14 protein-coding genes are annotated in these 17,384 nt (G+C 72.2%); 5 read left to right on the plus strand and 9 right to left on the minus strand.

Annotated elements, in window-relative coordinates; genetic code table 11:
* The coding region (locus tag ADX84_RS26455) for a hypothetical protein (protein WP_234004162.1) at nt 1–404 on the plus strand (404 nt) is incomplete at its 5' end.
* Between the two features lie 81 nt (nt 405–485).
* On the opposite strand, the gene ADX84_RS22930 is transcribed toward ADX84_RS26455, so the two are convergent.
* The 3 genes from ADX84_RS22930 to ADX84_RS22940 all read right to left on the minus strand — a co-directional run bounded on the left by ADX84_RS22930 (nt 486) and on the right by ADX84_RS22940 (nt 4,189).
* Entirely contained in the window at nt 486–839 is a 354-nt protein-coding gene (locus tag ADX84_RS22930; protein ID WP_049579023.1) for a hypothetical protein, read from the minus strand.
* A 146-nt stretch (nt 840–985) separates the two neighbouring features.
* Nucleotides 986–2,398 (minus strand): RNA polymerase sigma factor, encoded by a 1,413-nt coding sequence (locus tag ADX84_RS22935; protein ID WP_049579025.1) that lies wholly within the window; start codon nt 2,396–2,398, stop codon nt 986–988.
* 519 nt (nt 2,399–2,917) lie between these two features.
* Nucleotides 2,918–4,189 (minus strand): AMP-binding protein, encoded by a 1,272-nt coding sequence (locus ADX84_RS22940; RefSeq protein ID WP_049579027.1) that lies wholly within the window; start codon nt 4,187–4,189, stop codon nt 2,918–2,920.
* Between the two features lie 174 nt (nt 4,190–4,363).
* Between ADX84_RS22940 and menB the strand changes: the two genes are divergently transcribed.
* From menB to menD, 3 genes are all read left to right on the plus strand, one after another.
* Nucleotides 4,364–5,203, plus strand: a complete 840-nt coding sequence (menB, locus tag ADX84_RS22945) for a 1,4-dihydroxy-2-naphthoyl-CoA synthase (RefSeq protein WP_049579029.1) — start codon at nt 4,364–4,366, stop codon at nt 5,201–5,203.
* The gene (locus ADX84_RS22950; RefSeq protein ID WP_049579031.1) at nt 5,200–6,186 is read left to right on the plus strand and encodes an o-succinylbenzoate synthase; all 987 of its coding nucleotides are present in this window, start codon (nt 5,200–5,202) and stop codon (nt 6,184–6,186) included. Before menB ends, ADX84_RS22950 begins: the two co-directional genes overlap by 4 nt.
* A gap of 187 nt (nt 6,187–6,373) precedes the next feature.
* Nucleotides 6,374–8,092, plus strand: coding sequence for a 2-succinyl-5-enolpyruvyl-6-hydroxy-3-cyclohexene-1-carboxylic-acid synthase (menD, locus tag ADX84_RS22955; RefSeq protein ID WP_049579033.1), 1,719 nt, complete (start codon nt 6,374–6,376; stop codon nt 8,090–8,092).
* Nucleotides 8,093–8,152: 60 nt separating this feature from the next.
* Here the strand turns inward: menD and ADX84_RS22960 are convergent, their stop codons facing one another.
* Nucleotides 8,153–8,770, minus strand: coding sequence for a Uma2 family endonuclease (locus ADX84_RS22960; protein ID WP_049579036.1), 618 nt, complete (start codon nt 8,768–8,770; stop codon nt 8,153–8,155).
* Between the two features lie 245 nt (nt 8,771–9,015).
* On the opposite strand from ADX84_RS22960, the gene ADX84_RS22965 reads away from it, so the two are divergent.
* The gene (locus ADX84_RS22965; protein ID WP_049579039.1) at nt 9,016–9,579 is read left to right on the plus strand and encodes a dihydrofolate reductase family protein; all 564 of its coding nucleotides are present in this window, start codon (nt 9,016–9,018) and stop codon (nt 9,577–9,579) included.
* A gap of 56 nt (nt 9,580–9,635) precedes the next feature.
* On the opposite strand, the gene ADX84_RS22970 is transcribed toward ADX84_RS22965, so the two are convergent.
* The 5 genes from ADX84_RS22970 to ADX84_RS22990 form a co-directional block, all read right to left on the minus strand.
* On the minus strand, nt 9,636–11,063 hold the full coding sequence (locus ADX84_RS22970; RefSeq protein ID WP_082206726.1) for a glutamine synthetase family protein: 1,428 nt from the start codon (nt 11,061–11,063) through the stop codon (nt 9,636–9,638).
* Nucleotides 11,060–12,952 (minus strand): IucA/IucC family siderophore biosynthesis protein, encoded by a 1,893-nt coding sequence (locus tag ADX84_RS22975; RefSeq protein ID WP_156208164.1) that lies wholly within the window; start codon nt 12,950–12,952, stop codon nt 11,060–11,062. The genes ADX84_RS22970 and ADX84_RS22975 overlap by 4 nt, the downstream gene beginning before the upstream one ends.
* 24 nt (nt 12,953–12,976) lie before the next feature.
* Nucleotides 12,977–14,797 carry an IucA/IucC family siderophore biosynthesis protein gene (locus ADX84_RS22980; protein WP_234004164.1) on the minus strand — a complete coding sequence of 607 codons (1,821 nt, stop codon included), beginning with the start codon at nt 14,795–14,797 and terminating at the stop codon, nt 12,977–12,979.
* A gap of 47 nt (nt 14,798–14,844) precedes the next feature.
* On the minus strand, nt 14,845–16,167 hold the full coding sequence (locus ADX84_RS22985; protein WP_049579041.1) for a lysine N(6)-hydroxylase/L-ornithine N(5)-oxygenase family protein: 1,323 nt from the start codon (nt 16,165–16,167) through the stop codon (nt 14,845–14,847).
* Nucleotides 16,164–17,384, minus strand: a 1,221-nt coding sequence (locus tag ADX84_RS22990; protein WP_049579044.1) for an aspartate aminotransferase family protein, incomplete at its 5' end; no start/stop codon positions are given. The genes ADX84_RS22985 and ADX84_RS22990, both read right to left, overlap by 4 nt.

Genomic DNA, 17,384 nt, shown 5'->3' on the forward strand with positions numbered 1-17,384 from the left:
AACGAACCCCCACCCGTGTACTGTCGCTGGCCGCCGCGGCCCTGGTCGTCCCCCTGGCGCTGACCGCGTGTTCCGGGAACCAGAGCGAGATCGACGCCGCCTGCGCCGACATCCAGAGCAACATCGCGGCGGTCGACCTGGCGGCCGAGAGCATCGGCACCGACGTCCTGGTCGACGACGTTCCTTTCCAGGACGAGCACTACGGCGTTCTCGACGCGCACGTGCTGGACGTCGAACGCCTGGAGGAGGCGGCCCGAGGCGACCTCAGCAGGGACGCCACCGAGCGTGCCGACGCGGTCAACGCGGTCCTGGAGGAACTGGACTTCGGAGACCACGACGGACTGGCCGACGCCCTGGACTGGACCTCCGAAACGCACGACATGATCCTCGCGGCCTGCGACTAGAGCCCTTCCGGCGCAGGGCCGAACATCGCGAACGGGGCGGGAACACACAGTTCCCGCCCCGTTCGCGTGCGCGCGGACGACTCAGCGGCGCAGACCCAGCACCGCGACCAGGTAGAAGCAGATCAGGCCGGCCCACACCATGAAGACGGACATGGCGCCCCCGATGAGGGCGGCGACGATGCCCGTGATGGGGATGCTGATCCCCAGGCACACCAGGGCCAGGACCATACGCACGGTGTTGGAGGCGACACCGACACGGCGCTCGTCCGCCCCGGCCTGGCGCGCCACGTGGTGCCTGACGCGTTCCTCGATGGTGTCGTCGACGCGCTCGACGAGGGAGGCCGCCACCGCGTCGTCGTACTCGGGGCCCAGGTCGCGGCTGGCGCGCAGCGCGGCCGCGATCTCATCCTGGTGCCGCTGGGGGTTGTCGCTCATCTGCCCATCATCCCACCGGGAGGGGGCGCGGAGCGCTCCCGTCCTCGGATACCGGGGGAAGTTCGGGGTTGTCCCTGAGCCCGGAAACGCCGAAGGGGCCGCTCTCCCGAGGGGGGAACGGCCCCGTACGTCACACGAGGGTGTGGTCAGCTGGCGAAGTCCAGCAGCTGCTGGGCCCGGCTCGGGTGGCGCAGCTTCGACAGCGACTGCTTCTCCAGCTGCCGGATGCGCTCACGGGTGAGCCCCAGGTGCTTGCCGATCTCGTCGAGGGTGCGCGGCCGGCCGTCCATCAGCCCGAACCGCAGCGACATGATGGTCGCCTCGCGCGGCTCCAGGTCCGACAGGGCGTTGCGCAGCTGGTCGGCCATGAGCTGACGGTCGACCACCTCGGAGGCCTCCGAGGCGTCCACGTCCTCGATCAGGTCGCCGATGCGGGTCTCGCCGTCCTCACCGATGGTGGAGTCGAGGCTGATCGGCTGGCGGGTGACGCGCAGCAGCTCCTCGATCTGGGCCGGGGTCTTGTCCAGCTCCAGTCCCAGCTCCTCCGGGGTGGGCTCGCGGCCCAGCGCCTGGTGCATGTCGCGCTCCAGACGGCTCACCTTGCTGAGCAGCTCCAGGACGTGCACGGGCAGGCGGATGGTGCGGGCGGAGTCGGCGAACCCGCGCTGGATGGCCTGGCGGATCCACCACATGGCGTAGGTGGAGAACTTGAAGCCCTTGGTGTAGTCGAACTTCTCCACGGCGCGGATGAGGCCGAGGTTGCCCTCCTGCACCACGTCCAGCAGGGACATGCCGCGGTCGCTGTACTTCTTGGCCACGGACACGACCAGGCGGAGGTTGGCCTCCAGCATGTGGGACTTGGCCTTGCGGCCGTCCTCGGCCACCCACTCCAGCTCTTCGCGTTCGACGTCGGCCATCGGGACCGAAGCGTCGATCTCGCCGTGCTGCCCGAGCCGGTACTCGGCGTACAGTCCGGCCTCGACCCGCTTGGCCAGGTCCACCTCCTGCTCGGCGGTGAGCAGCTGCCGCCGCCCGATCGCCTTGAGGTAGGTGTGGACCGAGTCGCCCATCGCGGGTGACTGGTCGTCGAGGTCGGCTTCGCCGGTCTCCGGGTCGGTGGTGTTCTGGTTGGTCTCGGTCTTCTTGGTTCGCCGCGTGGTGGTGCGGGCCTTCCTCCGGGTGGAGGGGCCCTTGCGCGAGGCGGCCTTGCCGGATGCGGCCTTGGGTGCCTCGTCGGTGTTGGGTACCGTCGCGATGAGAGTGTTTTCCAGCACGTCGTCCTCGGCGTCAGGGTCGGCCACCATCGCGGAGTCCTCGCCCCCGTTGGCGAGTCGGACCCCGTTCTCGGTGAGTTCACGCAGGATGGAGCGGCCGTCACTGGAAGTGACTCCGGCCGCGGAGAAAGCGGTACGTAGTTCTGAGAGGGACAGGTGTCCCTGGGCGCGCCCCTGGGTGATCAGGTCGGTCAGAGCCTCGTGGGCGGCACGGCCCTCGGTCGGAGCGTTGCCGTCGGGGACTTCGGCCTCGGGGCCCGAAGCGTCTAGGGCAGTGCTCGTCATGTGGGCACCTCCCTCCCTTCCAGGACGTCTGGCACGCGGCGGAGGGTTCCCGCCGACTGGTCGCGCCAATATGTCCAACGTGTCGGCGAGTCAAATGTTCCCTGTCTCGATTGGATATCGAAGAGGGTGGTATGGATCACTCTCCCATGAGTGGCGCAGGACCGACCCATGCGGGTAATGGCGCCCGCTCGGTCCGAGTGCGAGAACCGCCACGCGACAGGCGTTCCGGGCTCGGGGGAGGGCGCAGGGGAGCGGACGATGGGATCGATGGCTGCCGCCAACCGCGGACCTCCTTGGAAGAGGGGCCGAAGAGACCGGATACTCAAGTAGACGCCGGGGAGCTTTCGGAAGTTCCCCGCCAACCGGACAAGGTCTCCCGGGCCAGGGTCCCACGTGTACGGACCACACCGGTAAACGCGCCCTCGCCCCGGGTACGGCCGGTGATCCGGCTCCGACCAGCGGCGCGAGGGGTGTGGCGAGCGAGGGTGGTCCGCGGGGTGACCGGCCGATGCCGTCCGTTCAGGAACCGGGGCGGCGCAGTGTGACCAGGTCGGGCTTGCCGGAGGCGAGCATCGGCAGCGCGGCGCGCAGGTCCAGTTCCCGAGGGCACGCGTAGGCGGGCAGCCGTTCGCGGACCCATCCCCGCAGCTCCTCCAGCGCGGGCGGATTCCCGGGGTCGGCGGGTACCACGACCGCCGTCACCCGCTCGCCCCACTCGGGGTCGGGGCGGCCCACCACCACCGACTCCGCGATCTCCGGGCGGGCGGCCAGGATGGCGTTCACCTGGCCGGGGACCACCTTGTGGCCGCCCGTGTTGACCACCTCGTCCATGCGGCCCAACACGTGCAGACGCCCCTCGGCGTCCACACGGCCCAGGTCGTTGGTGCGCAGCCACAGGCGCCCGGCGTCGTCGCGGGACATCCCGGCCTCGTCCTCGTCCCGGGCCCAACCTCCTGGCCCCGAGCCCGGTGGCAGCCGGTACCCGGTGAGCAGGGTCGGGCCGCCCAGTACGACGCGGCCGGGCTCCCCGGGCCCCGCACCGGCGATGCGGACCTCGATCCCGTCCAGCGCGACCCCGTCGTACACGCACCCGCCGCAGGTCTCGCTCATGCCGTAGGTGGTCACCACCCGGCCGCCCGCCGCGCGGGCCGCGGCCAGCAGGGAGGGCTCTGCCGCCGCGCCGCCGAGCAGGATCGTGCCGAACGCCGAGAGGTCCGCCCCGGCGGCCAGGAGGCGGCGCAGCTGGGTGGGGACCAGCGAAACGTGTGGCCGCAGCTCACGCGCCAGCTCCGCCACCGCGTCCGTGTCGAACGGCGCGTGCACCACCTCGCCCCCGGTGACCAGGGCGCGGATCATCACCTGGATGCCGGAGATGTGCCCGGCCGGAAGCACGCACAGCCAGCGGTCGCCCGGGGCGGCGCCGATCCTCGACACCGAGGCACGGGCCGAGGCGCGCAGGGCGGACGCGGACAGCTCCACGCCCTTGGGCTCGCCGGTCGAACCCGAGGTGGTGACGACCAGAGCCGCGTCCGGACCCACCGCGACGCCACCGGGCAGGTCGGTGGTGCCGTCGGGGGTACGCAGCGACGAGGGCCGCATGGCGGCCAACAGGGCCTCGGCGCGCGGGTCGGGGGTGCCGTCGGGAATGGGTAGCAGAGCGGGGCCGGTGCGGTCCAACGCCCGGGCGAGCAACCCGTGCATGACGTCGGGGGTCAGACCGCGTACCGCCTGGAGGGTGCGTTCGCCCTCGCGGCCGGGGACCTGGGACCGGGGTTCGCTTGCTTGTGCCACGGTGCTCCAGCGTACGCCCGACCAGGGGAGCGGCCGTCCTGTGGGGCCGGGTGTCGGGTGCGTGGCTGCCCGTCCCGGCTCGCCTGGCACAATGCGTAGGGTTGACGTCTGGGCGCGACGGTCACCCCGGCCGCGCCCACACCGTCCCCATCCCCGTGAGGAGAAGCAGAAGCCGTGAGCAGCGTGATCGACTGGCAGCGGTCGGGCGAGTATTCCGACATCATCTACGAGACCGCGGAGGGCATCGCCAAGATCACGATCAACCGCCCCGAGCGGCACAACGCGTTCCGTCCCCAGACGCTCTTCGAGCTCCAGACGGCCTTCGGCAACGCCCGGGACGACTCCAGCGTCGGCGTGATCATCTTCACCGGCGCCGGTGACCAGGCGTTCTGCTCCGGTGGCGACCAGAAGATCCGCGGCGACGACGGCTACATCGGCGACGACGCCGTGGCCCAGCAGGGCATCGGCCGCCTCAACGTGCTCGACCTCCAGGTGCAGATCCGCCGCCTGCCCAAGCCCGTGATCTGCATGGTCGCCGGGTGGTCCATCGGCGGCGGCAACGTCCTCCAGGTGTGCTGCGACCTCACCATCGCCGCCGACAACGCCAAGTTCGGCCAGACCGGACCCAAGGTCGGCTCCTTCGACGGCGGCTACGGCGCCTGGCTGCTCGCCGAGACCGTGGGCCTGAAGAAGGCCCGCGAGATCTGGTACCTGTGCCGCCAGTACAGCGCACAGGAGGCGCTGGACATGGGCATGGTCAACACCGTCGTGCCGCTGGCGGACCTGGAGAAGGAGACCGTCTCCTGGGCCCGCGAGATGCTGGACAAGTCCCCGCTGGCGCTGCGCATGCTCAAGGGCGCCATCAACGCCGTGAGCGACGGCGCCGCCGGGATGCAGCAGTTCGCCGGTGACGCCACGATGCTCTACTACATGAGCGAGGAGGCCCAGGAGGGCCGGGACGCCTTCAAGGAGAAGCGCCGTCCGGAGTTCGACAAGTTCCCGCGTCGCCCGTGACCGGCGCCTCGGAGCCTGCCCCGGCGGTGACCGCCACCGGGGGGCGGGCCTTCGCCATCGGCCTGCGCAACCGCTTCCGGGGCATCACGGTCCGTGAGGGAATGCTGGTGCGCGGTCCCGCCGGGTGGGGCGAGTTCTCACCCTTCGCCGAGTACGGGCCGCGCGAGGCCTCCCGATGGTGGGCCGCCTGCCTCGAGGCGGCCCACCAGGGCTGGCCGGAGCCGGTGCGTGACCGGGTGGCCGTCAACGTGACCGTGCCCGCCGTGGACCCCCGACGCGCCGCCGCGATCGTCGCGGCGGGCGGCTGCGCCACCGCCAAGGTCAAGGTCGCGGAAAAGGGCCAGGACTGGCGCGAGGACGTGGCCAGGGTCGAGGCGGTCCGCTCCGCGATCGGCCCCTCCGGCCGGGTGCGGGTGGACGCCAACGGCGCCTGGGACGTGGACACCGCCGTTCGCATGACACGCGAGCTGGACCGGTTCGACCTCGAGTACGTGGAGCAGCCCTCCGCGACCCTGGACGAGCTGGCCGCCGTGCGCCGCCGGGTCGACGTGCCGGTGGCCGCCGACGAGTCCATCCGCCGCGCGGAGGACCCCCTGCGGGTGCGCGCCTCCGAGGCGGCGGACATCGTGGTGCTCAAGGTGCAGCCCCTGGGCGGCGTGAGTGCCGCACTGCGGGTGGCCGAGGCCTGTGGACTCCCTGTGGTGGTCTCCAGCGCGGTGGAGACGTCCGTGGGACTGGCCGCCGGGGTGGCCCTGGCCGCCTGTCTGCCCGAACTCCCGTACGCCTGCGGCCTGGCGACCATGCAGATGCTCGACGCCGACGTCACCGCCGACCCGCTGTTGCCCGTGGACGGGTTCCTCCCGGTCCGTCCGTCCCAGGTGGACGAGGCCGCCCTGGCCGCGGTCGAGATCGATCCGGGTGCCTGGCGCGCACGGGCCGAAGCCGCCGATGCGGCGGGGCGGACCCCCTCCGACCGGGCCTGACCTACCACGGGGCACGGTGACGGGTGTTGCGGAGTGACGTGCGACCGTACCCGGTGGGCATGAGATCACAGCCGGGTTCGCTCGCCGTTCGGAACCGAACGGGGTTCACTGGAAGGGTCCGGGCCCGTTCGACCGGGTCGCATCGCACGGGGATACTGGTACATACCTTGACGAACGAAAGACTCTGATGAATCCGTCTACCGCCCTGGCACGGGTCCTCGTCGACGAACTGGCCCGCTGCGGGATGGTCGAGGCCGTCGTCGCTCCCGGATCGCGCTCGACGCCCTTGGCGCTGGCCCTGGTCGCCCACCCCGGCGTCCGGGTCCACGTGCGTGTGGACGAGCGATCGGCCTCCTTCCTCGCCCTCGGCCTGGCCCGCGCCTCACGCCGACCCGTCGCGGTGGTGTGCACCTCCGGCACGGCGGCCGCCAACCTCCACCCCGCGGTGATGGAGGCGGACGAGAGCGGCGTGCCGCTGCTGGTACTCACCGCCGACCGGCCCCCGGAACTGCGCGGCACCGGTGCCAACCAGACGGTGGACCAGATCGGCCTGTACGGCGGCGCCGTGCGCATGTTCGCCGAGGTCGGCACCCCCGACCCCGCCCCGGGCATGGTGGCGTACTGGCGCTCGCTGTCCTGTAGGGCCTGGGCGTCCGCGACCGGCGGCCGCCCCGGCCCCGTCCACCTCAACGTGGCCTTCCGCGACCCGCTCACCCCCGACGAACCCTCCGCCACCCCCACCTGGACGGCGCCCCTGGACGGGCGCCCGGACGGCCGCCCGTGGATCTCGCGCCCGGCTCCGTTCACCGAGCCCGCGCCGCTGGTGCTGCCCGACGTCGAGCGCGGCGTGATCGTCTGCGGTGACGGCGACTTCGACCCCGTCCCCTTCCTTGCCCTGGCCGAGGTGACGGGCTGGCCCCTGCTGGCCGAGCCCACCTCCAACGCCCGCAGGGTCGGCGCGCTCTCCACCTACCGGCAGCTGCTGGCCTCACCGGGGTTCGCCGACGCGCACGCACCCGAGCTGGTCGTGAGCGTGGGGCGGCCGAACCTGTCCCGGCAGGTCCTGGCCTACCTGCGCCGAGCCGAACGCCACGTGGTGGTCACCGCGGGGGCGTTGGGCGACCCGGCGGCGAGTCTGGCCAACGACTTCTCCGACCCCGCGCGCACCGCCACCGACGTCGTCGCGGCGGTGGCCCCGCCAGCCGGGCTGGACTGGGCGCACCCGCGCCGCACCGACTGGTCGGGTTCCTGGGAGCGAGCCGAGGCGGTCGCCCGCGAGGCCATCGACTCTGTGCTGGACGCGGACGAGACCCTGTCCGAGCCGCGCCTGGCTCGCGACCTCGTCGCCCACCTGTCCGCTGGTTCGCTGCTGTTCGCCGGTGCGAGCATGCCCATCCGCGACCTCGACGCCACGATGCGCGCCCGCTGCGGTGTGCGCCTGGTCGGCAACCGCGGGGTGAGCGGGATCGACGGGACGGTGTCCACGGCGATCGGCGCGGCCCTGGCCCACCAGAAGGAGGGCGAGGGCCCGGCCTACGCCCTGGTGGGCGACCTGGCCATGCTGCACGACCAGAACGGCCTGATCATCGGCCCGGGCGAGCCCCGCCCCGACCTCGTGGTCATCGTCGTCAACAACGACGGCGGCGGCATCTTCTCGGGCCTGGAACAGGCGGGCCACCCCGACTTCGAGCGGGTGTTCGGCACCCCGCACGGCGTCTCCATGGAGCGGGTGGCGGCCGTGGCGGACCTGCCGTACACCCGGGTGGAGTGGGCCACCGACCTGCCCAAGGCCCTCCTCGGAGAGGGTCTGCGGATGGTGGAGGTCCGCACGACCAGAGCGGGCAGCGCGGCCCTGCGGCGCCGTATCCAGGACGCCGTGGACCACGCACTCGGCGCTCTGTCCTAGCGGGAGCGTCACACGAAGGGGGAGGCACGGAGCACCGTGCCTCCCCCTTCGCGCGCCGGGTCAGCGGTCCAGGATGTTCGTCAGGTCGAACTCCAACTTCAGCGGAACGGAGGTCCTGAGGGACTTCCGGTGGATGGTCGGCCTGCCGTAGTCGCCCGACGGGCTGGCGGGGTCCTTCTCGTACTCGTAGACCACCGCGTCGTTCCCGTCCTGCTCGACGCGCCAGTAGAAGCGCACACCGGCCCGCGCGTAGAGCTCGGGCTTGCGTTCACGGTCCCGTACCTCCGACTCCTTGGAGACCACCTCGACCGCCAGCTCCACCGCCTCCGGCGGGAACCAGGTCTGTTCCAGTTTCTGGAACGCGTCCGTACGGACCAGCATCAGGTCCGGCTCCGGCCGCTGCCGTTCGGAGAGTCTGATGGTGAACTCCCTCGCGACCCGCAGCCCCGCGGACACGTTGACCTTGAGTGCGTCTCCGAGGAGTTCGAGGACGAGCATGTGGAACAGCTTCTGGGGGCTCACCAGTACCAGGTTTCCGTCGATGAGTTCGGTGTGCGGCGGAAGATCCGGGATACGGTCGAGGTCGTCAGCGGTGAAGCCGTCCTGCGGCGGCATGGGGAGGACCACGGTGTCCTCGAACTCTGGCGCTTGTTGCTCGGCCACTGTCGGAGCGGACATGTGACTGCCTTCGGTCGTCGGATCGTTCTTGTCGCTCACCGTAGCCATCCCCGCTGTCCCTGGTGTCGCTTTTCGCGATTGTTCCTACCCAGAGCATGCACCAGAACCCGGGGTCGCCGGTCGACCACGGGTCCGAGGACACGCCCGAGTCCCCCCCGGGGGCGGTGTCGAGGTCGGCGCGCGTCGTGACGGGTTCCGCGGGGTTCGACGGTCATACTGTCGGGACCGTCACGAGGGAGGGCGCGATGCGCGACGTGGTCTATTCGATGGGTGTGTCGTTGGACGGCTACATCGTCGGGCCGGACGGCTCCTTCGACTGGTCGGTACCGGACGAGGAGGTCTTCGCCCTCGCCACCGACGAGGTGCGCCGGGTCGGCGTCTACCTGCTGGGACGACGCCTCTACGAGACGATGGCCTACTGGGAGACCGTCGACCAGAACCCGGCACACGACCACTCGACGGTCGAGTTCGCCGAGATCTGGCGGGCGCTCCCGAAGGTGGTGTTCTCCTCCACGCTGTCCGAGGTACGCGGCAACACCCGTCTGGCGTCCGGCGGTCCGGCGGAGGAGATCGCACGGCTGAGGGCCGGTCCGGGGGAGGGCGACATCGCCGTCGGCGGCGCGACCCTGGCAGCCCAGGTGGCCGATCTGGGCCTGATCGACGAGTTCCGGCTCCGGGTGTACCCGGTGCTGGTGGGCGGCGGCATCCCGTTCTTTCCCCGGGGCGAGCGCCGGAGGGATCTCCGGCTCGTCGAGTCCCGCACCGTCGGTGGGGGGATCGTCTACCTCCGCTACCGCGTGGCACGCTGACCGCGAGAGCGGAGGGACCGACGCCCCGCCGGATCGGTCCGGCGGGGCGCCCGTGCCTAGCCGCGCTCGAAGTGGCGGCGGCGTTCGAGGTCGGTGACGGTTGCGGAGAAGGCCGCGAGTTCGGCGCGGCCCGCCGCCGCCTGGTTGCGCACCACCTCAGGGCCGAAGCAGGACCGGGCGATCTCGCTGTCCTCCCAGGCCAGGACGGCCTCCTCCAGAGAGGCGGGCAGGCGGGCGGCGCCGCTGGCCGAGGCGTCCCCCGCTGTGGGCTCGGGCAGGGGGAGTGCCTGGTCGATGCCGTACAGGCCCGCCGCGACGACCCCCGCCACCGTCAGGTGGGGGTTGGCGTCCCCGCCCGGCACCCGGAACTCGATCCGCGCGGACCCGCCCGATCCGATCACCCGCACCGGGCAGGTGCGGTTGTCCAGACCCCAGGTGACGGTGTTCGGCGCGTAGGCCTGCGGTGACAGGCGCTTGTACGAGTTGACGTTGGGCGCGTACAGCAGGGCGAAGTCGCGGGCGCAGGCCAGCTGCCCGGCCACGAAGTGCTCCATGTGCTTGGACATGCCGTGCCGCCCCGCGCCGTCGTCGGCGAAGACCGGTGCGCCGGTCTGGTCGCGCAGCGACAGGTGCACGTGGCAGGAGTTGCCCTCGCCGCCGTCGAACTTGGCCATGAAGGTCAGCGCGACCCCGGCCTGCGCCGCCAGCGCCCGGGCCCCCGCCTTGTACACGACGTGGTTGTCGCAGGTGCGCAGGGCGTCGTCGTAGCGGAAGACGATCTCGTACTGGCCGGGATGGCACTCGCCCCGGGCCGACTCCACCGTCATGCCGGTGCGCTCCATGGCGGTGCGGATGCGCCGCATCAGCGGGTCGATCTCGGTGACCTCGGGCAGCGCGTAGTCGGAGTTGAACCGGGTGGCCGTGGTCAGGCCCCGGTAGTCGGCCTCGAACGCCTCCTGGTAGGAGTCCCGGAACACGAGGAACTCCAGTTCCGTCCCGGCCAGGGCGTGCCAGCCGCGTTCGGCGAGGCGGTCCAGCTGGGTTCGGAGCACCTGCCGGGGCGCCACCGGTACCGGGTTCCCCTCGGAGTCGCGGGCGTCGCCGAGCACCAGGGCGGTGCCCGGGTCCCAAGGTAGGTAGCGCAGGGTGGCGGGGTCGGGCAGGACCGAGAGGTCGCCGAGGCCGCCGCCCCAGGGGTCGACGGCGTAACCGGGCCGCGACTCCATCTCGACGTCCGTGGCGAGCAGGTACTGGCAGGCGTCGAAGCCGGTCTCCAACGTCCGGGAGAGGAAGTCCCGGGGGTTGATCCGGCTGCCCTGCACCCGGCCCTGGAGGTCGGGCAGGGCCACGATCACGTCGGTGATCGCGCCCGACTCCACGTCGGCGCGCAGGCGGTCGAGCGGCACGGGGAAGGGCGGAGGCGCAGGGCTGGGAGGCAGGGTCTCGGTCAGGGGCGGCAGTCCGTCGCCGACGAGCGGGTTCACCGGGTCTCCTCGGTACTGGTGGCGGGGGCCCGGTACAGCGGGTTGGGAATGGGCGGCGCGTCCAGGTGGAACTCGGCGTCGCGTTCGGCCCGGTCGTGGTAGCCACCGCCCAGCAGGCGCTCGCGGTTCAGGCACACCCGCTCGTACTCCGGGGCGAGCAGGTCGAACGTCGCGAAGCGTTCGGCCAGCTCGGGGAACTCCTCCTGGTAGCGCGTGATCTCCGCCCGGACCAGGTCCCAGAACCGTTCCTCCGGCACGTCCAGCGACTCGTGGACCAGCGGCGCGAGGTAGCGGAAGTGGCCGACGAACAGGGACTTGGCGACGGAGGAGGTGAGTTCCCGGGCGTCGAAGCGCATGAGCACGCCCAGGGTCTCCTCGGGCAGGTCCGCGTACTCGGGCAGGTCGGTGTCCAGGAGTTTCATGTCGTCCACGAAGTCCTTGACGGCGAGCCGTACCGGGCGGTCGCGCTCGTCGTGGACCACGATCGCGTTCTCCCCGTGCGGGTTGAAGGCCAGCCCGTACCGGTAGAGCAGGTGCAGGATCGGCGGCAGGAGGGCGGCGAACAGGGCGCGCAGCCACTCCTCGGCACCGAGGCCGGAGCGCTCCACGAGTTCGGCGACCAGCGCCCGTCCCTCGCCGTCCACGTGCAGCAGGGCGGCCAGCGTGCGGGCGCGCTCGCCCGGGTCGAGCTGTTCGGTGACCGGCTCGCGCCACAGGGCTCCCAGCAGCTGGCGGTGGCGGTAGGGGGCGTCGGGGATGTCCTCCAGGACCGGGTGGCGCACGGCCACCGCCGCGACCTCGCCGGGCAGGACCACCCGGCAGCGCTCGGACAGGAACGGATCCCGGTCGCGCAGGGCGTGTACCCACCCCGTGCTGGCGGGCGCCGCCCGGCACAGCTCGGTGGGGATGCCCCGGTAGACCATCGTGTTCAGGATGGCCAGCGACAGTTTGACGTTGAGCCGATCCGGGCGGCCGAGGTTGGTGAAGGTGCGGACGGACTGCTGCGGCAGGTAGTCGTCGGCCGCCTCGCCCAGCGCAACGACGAGGCGGTGCGCGATCTCGGCGGCGAACAGCGGCACGACCACCTCGTCCCACTGCCAGGGGTGGACCGGCAGCCACACGAACTCGGTGGCCGCGGTTCCGGAGCCCAGGAGGGAGTCCTCCAAGCGCTCAGTGAACAGGGAGGTCAGCTCGGGGCCGAGTTCTCGGGAGCGCAGTGCCTCCTGGTCCAGGCCGGGCACACCGTGGTGCTCGGCCAGGGAGCGGTGTACCGCGATCCAAGGCATGCGCGTGGGCCTGCGCGCCTCGGGCGGGTACTGCGCGCGGTCCCGGGCGGAGAAGCCCACCCGGCCCTTGTTGGCGAAGATCCAGGGGTGGCCGGTCTGGTGTCCCTCCAGCTCGGCGTGGGGGAGCGCGGCCAGCGCGGCGCTGGTGGTGCGGGAGGAGGCCAGACGGGCGTCGGCGCTCAGGGTGGCGCTCAGTTCCCCGACCGTGAACGCCTCCACGGCGGGGTCGACGATTCCGGCCGCGCCGAGGTCGCGCAGGAGCCGGAAGGGTGAGGCCGCGGTCCGGGTGCCGTCGCGGGCCTCACGCTCGGCGGTACCGGGGCGGACCCGCCAGCCGTCCATGGCGGTGCGCCGTCCCTCGAAGACGTAGGAGGCGCCGGAGTGGACCGGGGCCCGCCAGCGCCCGGGGCCGTCGGCGTCGGGGCGCAGGGCGAACTCGAAGCAGAGCTCGGCGAGCATCTTGGCGGCCAGGTGGCCGCTGGCGCGGTCCCAGTGTTCGGCGGTGAGTTCCGGGGGGACCGGCAGCGGCCCCCGTGCGGTGGCCGTGTCCTGCGTCGTGGTCACGGACCGGGTCCGGGCACGGGGCGGGTTCTGGGTGGTCATCTGGTTTCTCCGAGCTGGTCGCGGTCAGGGCCGGGCGAGGGGGTTGTCGACCAGGCCGTGCATGACGTCGAACTCGGCGTCGCGTTCGGCGCGTTCGTGGAAGCCGCCGCCCATGAGCTGTTCGCGGTTGAGGGCGACCCGGCCCACCTTGGGGGCGAGCAGGTCGAACATCGCGAAGCGGTCGGCCAGCTCGGGGAAGCGCTCCTGGTAGGCGAGGACCTGCTCGCGGGCCAGGCGCCACAGGGCCTCACCGGGCACGCCCAGCTGTCGTTCGACGATGTCGGCGAGGAAGCGCAGGTGCCCGGCGCAGATCGCGGACAGCACGGAGTGGGCCAGTTCCTCGGGCTTCCAGCGGTGCAGGACCGAGCGCACGTGGTCGGGGATCTCGGCGTACTCGGGCAGGTCGAAGGGGAGCAGTTCGACGTCGGAACCGAAGTCCTTCAGGGCGACGCGGACGGGGGTCTCGTCGGCGTCGAAGACCAGCACGACGTTCTCGCCGTGGGGTGTGAAGGAGGCGCCGTAGCGGTGGAGGTAGTGCAGCACCGGTGGGAACAGCGCTCCCAGGAACCGCTCCAGCCACACCCGTGGTTCCAGGCCCGAGCGTTCGACCAGTTCGGTGACCAGTGCCCGCCCGTCGGAACCCTCCAGGAGCAGGCAGGCCATGGTGCGGGCCCGTTCCCCCGGGGCGAGGTGGCGGTGGATCGGCTCGCGCCAGATGGTGCCCAACAGCTCGTGGAAGCGGTAGGGGGCCTGCGGCATCCGGTCGAACACGGGGTGGGGGACGGTCGCCGAGGCGCGCTCGGCGAGCATGATCACCCCGGTCTCGTCGAAGTACGGGTCGCGTTCGGCGAGTGAGCGCAACCAGGTGCTCGTGTGCGGGGCGCATCCGGTCTGGGTCCCCGAGAGCCCGCGCCACACCAGGGTGTTGCGGATCATCAGCGGCACCTTGACGTTGAGGCGGTCGGGCCGGTCCAGGTTCATCAGGGTGCGGATGGACTGGAAGGGGCGGTAGCGGTCACGGCTCAGCCCCAGCCGCACCACCCGACCGAGGGCGATCTCGGAGGCGAAGAGCGGCGAGACGACCTCGTCCCACTGGAAGGGGTGGACCGGCATCCACAGGTAGGCGTCCGGGTCCTCGCCGCGCGCCCGCACCGCCTCGGCGAACTCCGCGCGTTGGTCCTCGTCGAGTTCGCGGGCGAGCAGGCCGTGCCGTTCGGTGCCGGCCATGGACTGGAAGCGCCCCAGGTCGGGGTGGACCGCGATCCACACCAGGCGGAACGCGCCGCGGGCCTCGGGGGTGTAACGGGCGGCGTCGGCGGCGGAGAACCCCAGGCGGCCCTTGTTGACGAAGATGCAGGGGTGACCGGTCTGGTGGCCCTCCAGGTCCTCGTAGGGGAGGTCGGCGAGCTCGGCGGCCCCGAGGGACGAGGCGATCAGCCTGGCGTCGGCCGCGTGGGTGGCCAGCAGGTCGCGGACCACCTCGGCCAGGGAGTCGCCGGGCAGTCCCACGGTGGTCTGCGCGTCGGTGACGAACAGGGCCGGGTCCCAGGCTGGCTCCTCCCCGTCCCGTGTGTGACGGACCAGGGAGTCGGGGTCCACGTGCCAGGAGCCGAACCCGCCCCTCCGCGCGGTGAAGCCGTAGGAGACCCCGTCGTCAACGGCCAGCGTCCAGGCGGGGGAGCCGTCGGACGCGGCCCGCCGCGCGGCTTCGGGGACCACCATCTCCTCGTAGGCCATCTCTCCGACCATGTGTGCGAGCAGGCGCCGCCCGGCCCTTCGCCAGATCGCGGGATCAGTGGTGGCGGGGTCCACGGGGTCGGGTGTGGCGGGTGCGGTCTCGGGCAAGGGGTTCCCTTCCGTCCGGCGGTCGGTCGGCGTGGTGGACGTGCCGGTCACCGGCGCTCCTCGGCCGGCACACCGAAGGTCTGGTAGGCGGTGCGTTCGGGGAGCCGGTACACGGTGCGCCCGGTGAGGCTGTTGAGGATCGTGGCGGCCCTCCATGCGCCCAGGCCCAGGTCCGGGGTGCCCACGCCGTGCGTGTGCAGCTCGGCGTTCTGCACGTGGATGGGGGCGGTCAGCGCGGGATCGGTCTCCAGACGGTGGTCCGGTCCGATCACGTGTCGTCCGCGCGCGTCCGTGCGCAGGAACTTGGCCACGGGCGCGAGGAAGTCGGGCGAGCGCTGGGCGTACCCGGAGGCGGCCACCACCGCGTCGGTGCGCACCGTGAACGCGCGTTCCTGCTCGCGGTGGCGGAAGCGCAGCTCGTAGCCGTTCCCCTCCGCACGGGCGTCGACGAGTTCGCACTGCGCGGCCAGGGAGGCGCCGACCTCGCCGCCGCCGATGCCGCGCTCGTAGAGCTCGTCGTGGATCTCGGCGATGGTGTCGGCGCTGATGCCCTTGTACAGCTGCCACTGCTGGGGCACCAGGCGGTCGCGCACCGGTTCCGGCAGGGAGTGGAAGTAGGCCGTGTAGTCCGGGGTGAAGTGCTCCAGGCCCAGCTTGGAGTACTCCATGGGGGCGAAGGCGGGTGAGCGGGTCAGCCAGCGCACCCGGGTGTCGCGGTGCTCCGGGGAGCGCAGCAGGTCCAGGAAGACCTCCGCGCCCGACTGCCCGGAGCCGACGACGGTCACGTCGCCCGCGTCGGCCAGCGCGTCCGCGTGGTCGAGGTAGTCGGCCGCGTGCAGGACGCGTTCGCCCTCCAGTGCGCGCAGGGGCTCGGGTAGCACCGGAGCGGTGCCGATCCCGAGCACCAGGGCGTGGCCGCGAACGGTCTCCCTGGATCCGTCGGCCCGCGTGTACTCGACCGTGAACGCGTCGTCCTCGGCGCGTACGGCCGTGACCTCCGCGTCGAACCGGCAGGAGTCCAGGCTGCGAGCGACCCACCGGCAGTAGTCGTCGTACTCGCGGCGCGGCACGTGGAAGTGCTCGGCGAAGTAGAAGGGGAAGAGGCGGTCGTGCTCGCGCAGGTAGGACAGGACCGACCACCGGCTGGTCGGGTCCACCATGCTCACCAGGTCGGCGAGGAAGGGCACCTGGAGGCGGGCCCCCTCCAGCAGGAGCCCCGGGTGCCAGGAGAAGTCCGGACGCGCCTCCAGGAAGCGCGCGGAAAGCCCGGGCACCGCGTCGGCGAGGGCGGCCAGGGCGAGGTTGAACGGGCCGAGGCCGACCCCCACCAGGTCGTGGACGCGGTGGTCGTCGTCGTGCGGGAGGGTCAACGGTTCTCCTCGGGGACGGTCCGTTCGGCGTCGCCCGCCCTGACCACCTCGTCGAGCAGTGCGGCGGTGTCATCGGCGGTCGTGTCGGGGTTGAGCAGGGTGAGCTTGAGCCACACCCGGCCGTCCACGCAGGTGCGCCCGACCACGGCGCGGCCCCGTTCGAGCAGGCGGCGGCGCAGGCGCGCGTTGACGGTGTCGGACCGCTCTCCCGCGCGGTACCGGAAGACCACGGTGGTGAGGCTGGGCATGGCCAGGAGTTCCAGGTCCGGGTGCGCGTCGGCGAGCGCGGCGGTCTCCAGCGCGAGGTCGTGGCAGGCCTCCACCAGGCGTCCGAGACCGTCGGTGCCCAGTGCGCGCAGGGTGACGGCGATCTTGAGGACGTCGGCTCGGCGGGTGGTGCGCAGCGAGTAGCCGAGCAGGCTCGGGTAGCCCGCCTCCTCGTCGTCGGCGGGGTTGAGGTACTCCACCGAGCGGGACAGCGGCGCGAACAGGGCGCGCTCACGGGTGAGGAGCAGCCCGGCGGCCACCGGCTGCCAGCCGAGCTTGTGCAGGTCCAGGCTGACCGAGTCGGCCTCCTCGATCCCGGTGAGCAGGCCGCGCAGACGTCGGGAGAAGAGGGCGCCGCCGCCGTAGGCGGCGTCCACGTGCAGCCACACGCCGAACTCCCGGCACAGGCGGGCGACCGCGTCGAGCGGGTCGACACCGCCCAGGTCGGTGGTTCCGGCGGTGGCGACCACGGCCACGACCGTGTCGCCCTCGGCGCGCACACGCTCGACGGCCGCACGGAGTGCCTCGGGGCGCATGCGGTGCCGCTCGTCCACCTCGACGGTGACCACGGCGTCCTCGCCCAGACCGAGGAGGGCGGCGGAGCGCTGCACGGAGAAGTGCGCCACCTCCCCGCACAGCACTCGGGGCCGGGCGGTGCCGGTGGTCCCGGCCATCCCGTGGCGCCCGGCTCCGGGCAGGGCGTGGTCGCGGGCGAGCAGCAGGGCGGTCAGGTTGGACTCGGTGCCGCCGGAGGTGACCACGCCTCCGGCACCGGATCCGTCGTAGCCGAGAAGTCCGGCCAGCTCGGCCACCACCTCGGTCTCCAGGGCGGTGGCGGCGGGGGCCTGGTCCCAGGAGTCCATGGACTGGTTGAGTACCGACGCGACGGTGTCGGCGGCCACCGCGACGGCCAGGGGCGGGCAGTGCAGGTGGGCCGCGCAGTGGGGGTG

This window comes from Nocardiopsis sp. SBT366, assembly GCF_001083815.1.
Taxonomy (GTDB): domain Bacteria; phylum Actinomycetota; class Actinomycetes; order Streptosporangiales; family Streptosporangiaceae; genus Nocardiopsis; species Nocardiopsis prasina.

Bases quoted from the DNA above. Each gene is read 5' to 3' on its own strand.
- ADX84_RS22960 (WP_049579036.1), bottom strand. From the start codon at position 8,770: ATGTCCGCTCCGACAGTGGCCGAGCAACAAGCGCCAGAGTTCGAGGAC.
- ADX84_RS22930 (WP_049579023.1), bottom strand. From the start codon at position 839: ATGAGCGACAACCCCCAGCGGCACCAGGATGAGATCGCGGCCGCGCTG.
- ADX84_RS22975 (WP_156208164.1), bottom strand. From the start codon at position 12,952: ATGACCACCCAGAACCCGCCCCGTGCCCGGACCCGGTCCGTGACCACG.
- ADX84_RS22935 (WP_049579025.1), bottom strand. From the start codon at position 2,398: ATGACGAGCACTGCCCTAGACGCTTCGGGCCCCGAGGCCGAAGTCCCC.
- ADX84_RS22965 (WP_049579039.1), top strand. From the start codon at position 9,016: ATGCGCGACGTGGTCTATTCGATGGGTGTGTCGTTGGACGGCTACATC.
- menD (WP_049579033.1), top strand. From the start codon at position 6,374: ATGAATCCGTCTACCGCCCTGGCACGGGTCCTCGTCGACGAACTGGCC.